Genomic DNA, 12,905 nt, shown 5'->3' with positions numbered 1-12,905 from the left:
ATTTCTCTAAATCCGGGTGATTTTTCTCACACCAGCATCCTTAATGAATGGTTTTCTACTAATGCTTCGGCAAGTCAGAAAGCCGCTTTCCTTTGAGAACAGTCAGGATATCTCTTCGAAAACGAAAGTATCCCACAGAGATTGTGATTAGGCAAAACGAGGCAATCCAAGTTGGATGAATACCGGCAGCGATCATCCTAGGGGTATCCAGAAGGGGATCGCCAGACAGTGCGGCAAGTGCTAGGTAGGTTCCGTTTGCAAGGATGCAGAAGTCTGCAATAAACCAAGTCCACCAACGGCCAATCGCAAACGCCAACAGGGCCGGTAAGCCAACTCCCACTAGCGGACCTGACCAAAGGGTTAGCGCAGGATTTGGATCTGGGTTATGGATGCTGTAAGGAAGCCGCCAAGGTGCGAGGTCGCATTTCAGGAGCGTGCTGCCGCCGATCCAGCCGCCCAGGAGATGGCCAGTTTCGTGTGAAACTGCCATCACACACCAAGACACCATCACGAGTGACAGGAGTTTGGGGAGTCGAGCGCACAATTTTCCTCCAGTTTTCTCAATCAAGATAAAAATCTTCCCTCGCTAGCTGGAGCTGACAGAGTAACTTTGTGCTCCATCGGACCTATCTGCTTGATTGGCTTAGGTTTCCGTTGCTGTAACAGAGTTACCCATTTTAGCCCTAATGGGTGGTTTGATTCACCAATTGCCGCAAATACCCAGGTCCAGTCTTTACCCGGGCGGAAAACTCTGCTTAATTACCCAAGTTGACTTGGCCGATTATCCTAATTAGCCACTTGGTCAGCGAGGCCTCACGGAACAGGCATCTCCAAGAAAAGTAGCACCGCCACAACTGTATTCAGCAAGGCCCAGGGGGACACGCTAGGCCGGTGGCACGAGGCAAGACGGGACACCCAGATTAACTGGGGCACACGGTGCCATAGCGGCACAACACTCAATGCGGCAACTCTGCGCGCATTGGGTGCGTTTTCGTAACCAAAAAAGTAGACAGACTTCGCACTGGGCACATGCACTTCCGGCGAAATGAACAGCTCTTCTCCTCGCAAGTTCTTGTCATTAGCTAGTCGCATTCAAGGTGGATTTCGATGGCACTCTATTCAGCACGCTGGCAGCAGTTCTTAGATCACCTCTACCGCAATCGGTCGAAGAGGGACCATTGTCGCGGCACAGTCATAAACCGCGGACTCCGTATCGAATCTCTCGAAGAGCGTCGTCTGCTGAGTGTTAGCCAAGTCTATCTCAATTCGAACACGTCGAAGCTGACTTTCGTTGGCTCGGATGTCGCCGATACAGCGGTTGTTTCTGAATCGATTCCAGGAATCATCGATGTAAGCTTCCACCACGATGGGCAGCTTTCGGAAGTAAGCTTCGATACGACATCGGTTAGCTCGATTGTTTTTTACGGCAACGGTGGCGACGACTCGTTCACTAATCTCACTAGCCTAAACGTGCTCGCATTTGGCAATGCCGGAAACGATTATTTGCAGAGCAGCACAGGAGTTGACGTCCTCAACGGAGACGAAGGGGACGACATTTTGCTAGGGGGCGGAGGAGATGATGTGCTTCGTGGCGGTGTGGGCAACGACATTCTTTTTGGTGAAGCGGGAGATGACTTCCTCTCGGGGAACGTCGGAGACGATTGGATCTCTGGCCAAGCGGGGAACGATCGCATCTACGGACATGCAGGCAACGATCGACTGGAGGGAGGCGACGGGGACGACGCGCTCTGGGGAGATACGGGGCATGACATCATCGAAGGTCACGCAGGGAACGACCAACTTGACGGTGCTCAAGGAGCAGACATTTTAATTGGTGACGCAGGAAACGATGTTCTCAACGGCGGTACGGAAGACGATTACCTGATTGGCGGTTCGGGAGAAGACTTGCTAGGGGGCGGGTCGGGGAATGACCAGCTAGAGGGCGGGGAGGGAGACGATCTCCTGAATGGACATGACGGTAACGATCGTCTTGTTGGAGGTGAAAACAACGATAGGCTCAACGGTGGCAATGGAGACGACGAATTGTCAGGAGGCACAGGTGATGACAGACTCTACGGTGATCAGGACGACGATCGTCTAACTGGAGAAGATGGTAATGACTATCTTCAAGGGGGCTTAGGGGATGACCATCTCATAGGAGGTGAGGGAGCTGATAACGCCTACGGCAACGATGGAAACGACATCCTCGAAGGCGGTTCTGGGAATGATACCTTAGAGGGAGGGGACGGCTCGGACCAAATTCACGGGGGACTCGGGGACGACCTTTTGCGGGGCTCTGCCGGCAATGACCTTTTGTTGGCAGACGCAGGAGCGGACCGACTCTACGGAGATGAGGATTCGGACATTCTGCTTGGCGCGGCAGGAGATGACTACATCAACGGCGGTACTGGTAGCGACTATCTCAGCGGGGGAACCGGTAGCGACTTTCTTCTTGGCGGCCAGGGAGATGATTCCCTTTATGGTGGGGCCGACGTCGACAGCCTGTTCGGTGGCTTTGGTAACGATACGCTGGCAGGCGGAGATCATGACGATAATCTACGCGGCGAAGAGGGTGCAGACACTTTGCTGGGTAATGAGGGCAACGATCAGCTGTATGGTGAAGATGGTGCTGATCGATTATTTGGCGGAACTGGAGACGACTACTTGAGTGGCGGCGACCAGGACGACGAGTTGGATGGTGGTTTAGGAGATGATTTCCTAACTGCTGGAGTGGGGAACGACAACTTAAATGGTCAAGACGGATCGGATGTTCTGTATGGGGCAGAAGGAAACGATGCTCTTCACGGGGGACCAGGTGATGACAAAATCTATGGCGAACATGGTGATGACTTGTTGATCGGAGATGACGGCAATGATCAGCTACGTGGAGAAGACGGTGCCGATCAATTGTTTGGCGGAACAGGTGACGACTACTTGAATGGAGGAAATCAAGATGACCAGTTGGATGGTGGATCGGGAAATGATTTCCTAACTGCTGGAGTGGGAAACGACAGTCTCTCGGGGCAGGAAGGAAATGATGCGCTCTACGGCTCTGAAGGAAACGACTCACTGTTTGGCGGGACTGGTGATGACCTACTCTTTGGCGAAGATGGCGACGACTTAATTCTTGGAGACGAGGGGGCCGACCTACTCAGTGGTGACCTGGGCAACGACCTAATGTCAGGCGGGCAAGGAGAAGACGAGTTACTAGGGAGCGCGGGTCAGGATGTCTTGATCGGCGGAGGCCAGATCGATCGATTAACCGGCGGGGCAGGCGAAGACCTGCTAGTTGGGACGGAAATAACGCACAATCACTCCGCTTTAAGTAATCTCCATGCGATCTGGGGCAGTACTGCCTCGTTCGCCCGCCGGATCAACGATATCCAGGATTCCGAAACACTGGCGTTGCAAATGAACGTTTCAGTGGTCGACGATCACGTCGTGGATCAAGTTTTCGGCGGCACAGAAAGCGACTGGATTCTTCTTCCGGGAATCCATGCTACCTACGATCCGTTCGGATCTTCGATTCCACATGACTCGCCTAATCACGATCACTCAAGTCATAGCCATACTCATGACGGCGGTCACAGCCACGGCGGTACGATCATCGACCATCCGCCGGTGGTCGAGGGATTCGCCCTCATCGATTCTCTCGACAACTTGGGAGATCTTAATGACGAGGACGTCCTGCATACAGTGATCCCACATGCCTCCGAGCCAAGCAAGCGACTTGAGCATCTCGCGCTCTTCGAACTCGTTCGGTATGACCAAGTCACCCATACCGTCGCTGAAAGTGGCGATTGGTCGGATCCAAGCACCTGGAAAGATGAGCAGATGCCGGGTGACGGCGCGCGTATTTTGGTTCCCGTTGGCATAGAACTCAATGTCGATCGGGCGATCTCTGCAGAGGTAACGACGATACGTGTTGATGGAACCCTGAGTTTCTCAGCGGATGGGAATAGCGAACTCCGCGCCGATACGATTGTCGTTTCAGAAATGGGGCGCTTCCAGATGGGAACTGCCGCTGAGCCTGTGCAGGAGCACGTGACAGCAAAGCTTGTGTTTACTGATAACGGTACAATCGATCGCAATTGGGATCCTTTCGGCATAAGTCGGGGCTTGATCACTCACGGTGCCGTTGAAATTCACGGCGCGGAAAGAACAGCACACGTTCGAGCAACTGGGGCACTCACGGCTGGAGCGACTTCGATAACGCTGCAAAGTGTGCCCGTCGGTTGGAAAGCTGGAGACCAGATCGTCATCGCAGGAAGTGTCAATGAAGAGTCGCAGAGCGAGCAACGGACCATCCTCTTGATCGTTGGCAATACGGTCTTTGTGGAACCTCTCGACTATGACCATGCCTTGCCGACCACCACTGGCGGCGTGCATGTGGCGAACCTTACTCGCAACATCGTATTGACATCGGAAGCAGAGGCTGCGGACCGCCGTGGCCATACGATGTTCATGCACAATCGTGATGTGAAAGTCAGCTACGCAACGTTTGACAAGCTCGGTCGAACGGACAAACTCGTCACAGTGAACGATGCGGTCGTTGACGCGAGTTGGAACCTGGAAGCTGGGACTGGCACCAATAATCGTGCCCGTTATGCGATACATTTCCACCGAAACGGGGTGCTGGCTGATTCGCCTGCCAGTCAGGTCCACGGAAGTGTCGTGACAGACAACGTCGGCTGGGGCTACGTCAATCACAGTAGCTACGTCGATTTCACTGACAACGTCGCTTATGACATCACCGGAGCCGGATTCACAACTGAAGTTGGCGATGAGATTGGCAGCTTTGTTGGAAACATCGCGATTAATATTGATGGAACGGATGAACGAGCCGACTCAAGAAGAAGAGAGCAAGACTTTGGACACGGTGGCGATGGTTTCTGGTTCCAAGGGTCAGCGATACGTGTCGTTGATAACGTCGCGGCCGATGCCCACGGAAGTGCCTTTTTCTACTATTCGGAAGGATTCGGTTTCCCGGGTGACCCGGCTGAATTTCCGGCCGAGGGGCTCGAATATCCCTACATCGCGGGAGAGGCCGACTCGATCATTACCGATCATGTACCCGTGCTTGAGTTCCGGGGCAACCAAGGCTACTCATCTTCCCGAGGCCTGACGGTTCGCTACCACTTGCGTAACGCGACTCATGACTTCCAGAGCGTCATCCAAGATTCTCAATTCTGGAACAATGAGACGGGAGTGCATCTTCCTTACTCGCAACAGGTCGTGTTGAGGAATCTCCACATTGCAAGAGAAGTGACGGAAGATTACTACGGCAACGGGGTGAGCGAGAACATCGTTACCCAGGGAATCACCTATGAAGATCTCCACATCACCGGTTACTACCGAGGAATTGATGTGGCTCGACGTGGAACTTCCATCGTCGACGGGGGCTATTTTGAGGCGATCGATGCGATCGTAATCGGCCCAAGTAGCAGATCCGGTCGAGAAGTGATTGTGCAAGGTAATCCGGAATTCGGTGAGATTGCTCCGGAAATCCTGGGGCAAAAAGAACAAACCGAGGTTCGTTTGAGGTTCGATACTGTTCCGAATCATGACTCAATCTCATACTTGTTCTCAAGCAATAGCGTGACGCTAAACTACGGATCCTTCGACAACCAAAAGGCTTACTTCGGCCAGCAACGTCCGAGTTCGGTTCCTTTCCCAGAGGCACTCCCACATATACCGACTCAGTATGTAGGGCTAACAAATCAGCAGCTGAGCGATCAGTTTGGTCTTCGCATCGCCGGAGAGTTTGCTCCTGAGAATACGACTGAAATGCCAATGATTGGTGGGTTGGTTGGACTGCCCGGAGCTTAAGACGGCGCATTGCTAAATCTACAATCCCGCTTCGCTCAGCCTTCGCAGGTGGGAATGCTGTCTTACCTGCGTGCTGTCAACGGGTCGATCAGTTCTGCGAAATTCTCTCTTTTCGTGAGAATTCACGGAACGCCCTCGAAAGCAGCGGGTTAGAATTCGGGTGGTCACACACATAGCCACGGCCAACTCCCCTTTCCTGCTTCTTCGGAGCAAAATCATGCATCGTATCACCGTCGCTGTCGTAGCCGGTCTGTCAATTCTGGTCCTCACTGTCGACAACTCGCTTGCCCAGCCTGAAAGACGCGGCGGATTTGAACGCTCGTCAGGTGACGCTGACGTGGCGGGTCGTGAGGTGCAAGGCCGGCGTGGGGGGCCTGGCAGTTTCCGCGATCGGGGGCGACCACAGAATCTGCTGTTCGAGGCAATTGATCTCAACAACGACGGTGAGATATCCGCCGTCGAACTTCGGAAAGCAGCAGCTGCACTGAAGAAGCTTGACGCCGATAAAGACGGCAAGATCACCCTTGCGGAAGCGACTCCGCCGCGTGGTCCTGGAAGTCCTGGCGAAGAGGGGCCGGGCGGTGAGCGACGCGGCGGTGGCCCCGAGGCATTTGTCGCTCGACTCATGGAGAACGATGCGAATGGTGACAAGAAGCTCACGCCTAACGAAGTTCCCGAACAACTGATGCCCATGCTGCAGGGTGGCGACACCAACGGCGACAAAGCCATCGACGAAGAGGAACTACTAGCCATTGCCGAAGCTCAAGGTGGACGCCGGGGGCGTGGATTCCGCGGTGGTCCTGGTGGGGAGCGCGGCGGTCCGCAGATGGTCGAGCAAATGATGCAGCGGACCGACGCCAACGGCGACGGGCAGTTGACCCCGGACGAAGTTCCCGAGCGAATGCGCCAGATGCTCCAAGGCAAAGACACTAACGGCGACGGTGCGATCAGTGCTGAAGAACTTAGCGCAGCCATGCAAGACATGCGTGGACGCCGTCGCGGTCCTGGGGGCGAACGCGGGGCTGGTGGGCGAGAGCGGCCTGAGGGACGAGCTCGGGGCGAATAGGCCTCGCTAGCTATCGAGAAACGAGGATTGCATCCGAAGCGACTTGGATTGCTGCCCGAAAAGCCAGCAATCCAAGTTGTAAACCTTTGTGATTAAGCGACTTGCGTCACGTGCGCGAATCCGTCGCTCGACAATCCTGTGATCGGTGAATATCATTGCACCTCGACTGAATTGAACGAATTCAGCCCAGTTCACCTCACCCCGGAGCCTTTTGGCTCGTATGAGTTCTACCACGGTTGGCTTCTCCGCCGCATCCTCCGATGCTCAGCGGATTGACGCCGCCCTTCAAACGGCCAGACAAACGCTGCTGGCTGCTCGCAATTCACGCGGTGTGTTCGAAGGCCGCCTCTCGAGTTCACCGTTGGCTACGGCAACGGCTGTCAGTGCGCTTGCGCTCGCAGAACAGCACGTAGATGACGACCAGCGCCTGGAAGGGAAGACCGATCAGGGCTGGCTAACTGGCGTGATGATGCGGAACGAGTTGAGCGAACTACTCACGCAAAGTCTTAGTTATCTGGCGAAGCACCAGAACGAGGATGGTGGCTGGGGCGATACGGACGAGGGACCCTCGAATATTTCCGCCACGATGCTTGTCGAGGCAGCGTTCCAGTTGACTGGTGTTCCTGCGAAATATTCGGACTTAATGGAACGGGCCGAACAGTACATCAAGAAGCAGGGAGGCATTCGTGGCTTGCGCGAGCGTTACGGTCGCGATAAGACGTTTGCCGTGCCGATCCTTACCAACTGTGCGTTAGCCGGACTGATTCCCTGGAAGAAAGTCCCGCAATTGCCCTTCGAGTTTGCCGCTCTGCCCCAAAGCTGGTACCACAAACTCGGCTTGCCGGTGGTGAGCTATGCGATTCCTGCCTTGGTAGCAATTGGCCAAGCCCGGCATCATCACCGACCTTCATGGAATCCTCTTGCTCGATGGATACGTAACCGCACGAAGCAGAAAACGCTGGAAGTCTTAGAGAAAATGCAGCCTCGTAGCGGCGGCTTCTTGGAGGCGACCCCATTGACTAGCTTCGTGGTGATGAGTCTCGCCAGCATTGGGCAGGCAGATTCCGAAGTGGTCCGGATGGGAGTCGAGTTTCTGCTCTCTTCGATCCGCAGCGATGGCAGTTGGCCGATCGATACCAATCTGGCCACATGGAACACGTCCCAAGCGATTAGTGCGCTCGGCTGGGAGTTCGACACCAATGTCGACGACGGCGATCTTTACCACGACTCTCACGACGCGGCTCCCAGCGACGCGGAGTTGGCCACGCTCGATTGGTTGTTCGATTGCCAACTGAAAGAGAGGCATCCCTACACGGGCGCAGCCCCCGGCGGCTGGGCCTGGACAGATTTGTCTGGCGGTGTGCCCGATGCGGATGACACTTCGGCTGCCTTGTTGGCATTGGCGGCCTTTCATCAGAAGCACCCCGAAGTTCGTCGGGCAGAGATACAAAAAGCAGCGTCCGCGGGCGTCGACTGGTTACTTGACCTGCAGAATACCGACGGCGGGATGCCTACCTTCTGCCGCGGTTGGGGTAAGTTGCCTTTCGACCGTAGCAGCACGGATATTACTGCTCACGCGGTTCGAGCTTTCGTTAGCTGGCAACCGTTGCTTCAAACCAGCGTTAGGATTGAGCGAGTCGAGGCTGCTTTGAAGTCGGCAACGGCTTTTCTGATCAATCAGCAGCAGGAAGACGGTCGTTGGAACCCTTTGTGGTTTGGCAACCAACTGCAGCCCGACGAATCGAACCCCGTCTACGGCACCTCTAAAGCACTCATAGCCCTAGAATCGCTCAAGCTCGACGCTTGCGGTTTCGCCGGCGAGGGCGTGGACTTGAAGGCGGCATACCTCAAAGGCGTCAATTGGCTTGCGAAGGTCCAGCACGCCTGTGGCGGATGGGGCGTAGCGGATGTCGAGCAGAAGCGTGTTACCAAGTCGCACCCTAAGGAAGATGGCCAAGCAGTTTGTAGCGTCGAGGAAACCGCTTTAGCAGTCGAGGCTTTGCTGCCTTGGGCTGAGCAGGACGCGAAAATCGCTCAGAGTGTGCAGCAGGGCGTCCAGTGGCTGTGCGATGCAGTGGAGTCAGGACGGCACACGGAACCTGCGACCATCGGTTTCTATTTCGCCAAGCTTTGGTACCATGAAGAGTTGTACCCGCAGATATTCGCAACGCAAGCACTACGTCGAGCTCGGCAGTTGTTGGACAAGGCAGCAACATCCGCATTAGTTGCCGCTGTCTAGTTGACTACAAAGTTGTGAAGTGCTGATGGTGCCCAGCGGCGAAATCAACAAAGCTAGAAGTCACTTGCGCTCGGAAAGCTAATAGCCCGTGTCGACTGAAACTGTGCCATCGGATGCGTCATCGGCAGTCGACGCTGCACCACGCAAGAAGCGTCGTCGCACGAGCCATCTCAAAGACGTTCCACCTACGCTAGAACTTCGCGAGCAGCTCCGCGAGGTCTGCCAGCAGACGGCTGCGAAGCTCGAGAAGAGTACGCCGCTCACCAAAGATGAGATGGAGCAGATTGCCCGCGAGCTGCTCAAGGATCAAGGTCAGCCCGAAGGCTATCTTGGTTGGACGATGGTGATGCTCTCTAGCGAATTCTGGCGGGACCAAGTCGCCGCAGTGCCGCCGTCTCGTCGTCTGTTTCTCCTTCCGCACTGCCTCAAGCATGCTGAAGGTTGCCCCGCGGATTACGACGAGTTTGGTCTCGCTTGCAAAACGTGTGGCGCGTGTAGCATTGCAGACTTTCGTACTCAGGCTGAAGATTTGGGCTACAAAGTTCTGGTGGCCGAAGGTTCGCCGATCGTAATGAAGATCATCGTCAGCGGTTATGTTGATGCGATTGTTGGTGTCGCCTGTTTGAATGTGCTTGAGAAAGCGATCGATAAGGTATTGCTGGCCGGCATTCCCTGCATGGCAGTGCCGCTACTCTCCAGCGACTGCCGAAACACGTCGGTTGATGAGCCATGGGTGACCGAACTAATTGGACTTCAGAAAGAATCTTCAACGGCACAGACGAACACTTACTTGCACTTGTTGCGCGCTGCGAGCGGAATGTTCGAGCAGGACGCATTGAAGACGCTCGTGCCACGAGTTCGTAGTGGACCCTCATTGGCAGAGATGAACGGCGAGGGCGTCGGAGGGCTCGATCCGGTGGCAGCGACTGAGGCCATTGCGCAAGACTTTCTCGCCCGTGGTGGCAAGTATGCTCGGCCCTTTATCACTCTAGCCGCCTACGATGCTTTGACCGGAGGTAGGGCGACAACCGCCGAGGGAGCTGAGGCGGTCGCGGAAATTCCCAAGTTCGTTAAGAGCGTCGCACTTTCAATCGAAACCTTCCACAAGGCTTCGCTTGTTCATGACGATATTCAGGACAACGACGCCCACCGCTACGGTGAACCAACACTGCACCGCCAATATGGCGACGCTACTGCGATCAACGTGGGCGATTATCTGATCGGGCTTGGCTACCGGCTTGTCAGTCGTGAAGCAGCGGACCTCGGTGGGGAGAAGTGTGCCGATCTGCTCGACCGACTAGCGGATGCACACCTCAGGCTAAGTGAAGGGCAAGGCGCCGAACTTCTGTGGCGTGACAATTCCAAGAAACAGCTCACACCGTTGGACGCCTTGAAGATCTATGCCTTAAAGACCGCCCCGGCGTTCGAAGCGGCATTGCTGTGCGGGGTTCGCTGTGCACAACCGCTGGACAATCTGGAACAACCACTCAAGCAGTTGGCAAAGCACTTGGGCGTGGCGTTCCAGATCTTGAACGACTTGAAGGATTGGCGTGGTGACGACGACAACAAATTGGCTGCCGGGTTGGACGCCCTAGGAGGGCGGCCAACTTTATTGTGGGCGTTGGCCTGCGAAACTCTGAGTCCAGAAAAACAAACCGAGCTGACGCGATACGCAGAAGACGCTTCACTTGAGGAGCGTACCCGAGTCCAGGAAATCCGCCGACTTTATTCCGAAGCCGGTGTTTTCGAGAAAGCCAACCAGCTTGTCGATAAGTATCAGGTTCGAGCCGAACAATTGGCTGACGAGATTGAGCCGGAACCATTACGGCGGTTGCTCTATTACTTGATCGACACGGTCTTGGAACGCCCCGCTGACCCGGAACCAACGATCGTCCAGCCTACGATGATTGTCTCGTAGTGCCCTTCCTACTTTCGTCGAGTTCAAGAAGAAATGGCAGCCGACTTCGCCTCACTGGTAGAACTGTTTTACGATTCTCCTGATGCACTGGGAGAGTTCAGCCCAAGTACCGGCGAAGAGATGCCGGCTCCGTTTCCGTCGTTGCTCGACCATGACGACCATATGACGGTAACGGTCGAAGCATGGCACAATAGCCTGGTTGACGTGCGTGTCCTACGTGAGCACCGCGACGGCAATATCTACGCAAGAGAAATCCTCCTGGCACGCCAGCGCGATGGCGGGATCGTTCAGTACGGTATCATGCGAATCGATCTGGCAGGGCTCCCTGAGATCGTTCGTATGGAAATCGAATCGCAAGCCTTGCCGCTAGGCCGGATTCTTATTCGCCATCACGTCTTGCGCGAGGTTGAGCTCTGTGCACTTTGGAAAGTGAAACCGTCGGCGACATTGCGGTTAAAGCTCCAGAATCCCGAGCTATCGACCGTTTACGGGCGTTCGGCACGCATCCTGGTCGATGGCATCCCTGCCGTTGAACTTCTGGAGATTGTGACACAGTGAGTTTCGACTCCCAATACGACTGCCTTGTCATGGGTGGTGGGCCGGCTGGTTCAACTGCCGCAACCTTGATTGCCCAAGCTGGGTTCAAAACACTCCTCGTGGAGCGAGAGAAATTTCCACGACCCCACGTGGGCGAATCTCTCATGCCGGAGACGTATTGGACCTTTGAACGGTTAGGAATGCTGGAAAAGCTCAAGCGTTCAGGCTACGCCAAGAAAGTGGGCGTCCAGTTCGTCAATAACACCGGCAAAGAGTCGGCCCCCTTCTTCTTTCGATCACATGATGATCACGAATCAAGCGAAACCTGGCATGTCGATCGTGCTGAATTCGACCAAATGCTTTTTGAGAACGCCGCGGAGAACGGTGCCGAAGTCCAGCAAGAGGTCCGAGTCGTAGAAGTTCTGCTCGAAGAAACCTCCTCGGGCAATAAGCGTGCCGTCGGTGCCAAGCTTCAGTTTAAGGATCTGGACGGCAGCTTGAAGTCCCAAGAGGTCAAAGCCAAGGTAGTTGTCGATGCCACCGGACAGCAGGCAATTCTCGGTTCTCGTATCGGCGGTCGAACGATCAATCCAAAGCTGAAGAAGGCATCGCTCTGGAAGCACTATCGCGGCGGCGAGCGGGATGAGTCGGGTGGCGGAGTGAAAACAATCATCTTGCAGAATGAAGACCAGACTGCTTGGTTCTGGTACATTCCGCAGGCCAACGACATCGTCAGCGTTGGAGTGGTCGGTGATCGAGAGTACCTTCTCAAAGGACGTGGCGATTTCGAGAAAACATGGCAGGAGGAATTGGCGAAGTGCCCCGGCGTCGTAGAACGGCTACGCGATGCTGAGCCTACCGACGAACTGGTTGCCGCGAAGGAATTTTCTTACACCACAGAGCAGTCTGCGGGCGATGGCTGGGTCTTGGTAGGAGATGCCTGGGGGTTTATTGATCCTGTGTACTCCTCAGGCGTTTACTTTGCGTTGAAATCTGCCGAACAAGCCGCCGATTGTGTCATCGAAGCATTGCAAACGGGCGATATATCAGGGGAAGCTCTGGGGCGTTGGGTTGGGCAATTCAATCAGCAGACCGCATTGATTCGCAAGTTGGTCTACGCCTTCTACTCACCTGAATTTCGCGTCGGGAAGTTCATCGCTGAGCATCCTCAACATCAGGAAGAGCTGGTTGATCTATTAATCGGTCGAGTCTTTGATGGGCGTGAAGGCAAGATCTTCGACGACCTCGAGCCCTGGCTGGCAGCACAACGCGCTTAAGGTTTGCGGTTCTCTTTTGAAACTGAGCTAGCTAAAATC

At 55.0% G+C, this 12,905-nt stretch carries 7 protein-coding genes; 6 read left to right on the top strand and 1 reads right to left on the bottom strand.

Annotated features, from left to right (window positions below):
• Positions 1-58 precede the first annotated feature (58 nt).
• The gene (locus tag RIB44_13470) at positions 59-490 is read right to left on the bottom strand and encodes a hypothetical protein (protein MEQ8617578.1); all 432 of its coding nucleotides are present in this window, start codon (positions 488-490) and stop codon (positions 59-61) included.
• 617 nt (positions 491-1,107) lie between these two features.
• On the opposite strand from RIB44_13470, the gene RIB44_13465 reads away from it, so the two are divergent.
• The 6 genes from RIB44_13465 (at position 1,108) to RIB44_13440 (ending at position 12,866) form a co-directional block, all read left to right on the top strand.
• The gene (locus RIB44_13465; protein MEQ8617577.1) at positions 1,108-5,829 is read left to right on the top strand and encodes a G8 domain-containing protein; all 4,722 of its coding nucleotides are present in this window, start codon (positions 1,108-1,110) and stop codon (positions 5,827-5,829) included.
• A gap of 217 nt (positions 5,830-6,046) precedes the next feature.
• Positions 6,047-6,895, top strand: coding sequence for a hypothetical protein (locus RIB44_13460; protein MEQ8617576.1), 849 nt, complete (start codon positions 6,047-6,049; stop codon positions 6,893-6,895).
• Between the two features lie 220 nt (positions 6,896-7,115).
• Positions 7,116-9,134 (top strand): prenyltransferase/squalene oxidase repeat-containing protein, encoded by a 2,019-nt coding sequence (locus tag RIB44_13455; protein MEQ8617575.1) that lies wholly within the window; start codon positions 7,116-7,118, stop codon positions 9,132-9,134.
• Positions 9,135-9,222: 88 nt separating this feature from the next.
• Positions 9,223-11,052, top strand: a complete 1,830-nt coding sequence (locus RIB44_13450) for a polyprenyl synthetase family protein (GenBank protein MEQ8617574.1) — start codon at positions 9,223-9,225, stop codon at positions 11,050-11,052.
• Positions 11,053-11,085: 33 nt separating this feature from the next.
• Complete coding sequence (locus tag RIB44_13445) at positions 11,086-11,610, top strand: hypothetical protein (protein MEQ8617573.1); 525 nt, start codon at positions 11,086-11,088, stop codon at positions 11,608-11,610.
• Complete coding sequence (locus RIB44_13440) at positions 11,607-12,866, top strand: NAD(P)/FAD-dependent oxidoreductase (GenBank protein ID MEQ8617572.1); 1,260 nt, start codon at positions 11,607-11,609, stop codon at positions 12,864-12,866. Before RIB44_13445 ends, RIB44_13440 begins: the two co-directional genes overlap by 4 nt.
• The last annotated feature ends 39 nt before the right edge of the window (positions 12,867-12,905 follow it).

It is taken from the genome of Lacipirellulaceae bacterium (assembly GCA_040218535.1).
GTDB lineage: Bacteria > Planctomycetota > Planctomycetia > Pirellulales > Lacipirellulaceae > Adhaeretor.
Note: the sequence above shows the minus strand (reverse complement) of the source record. Positions and strands in the feature narration are given on the sequence as shown.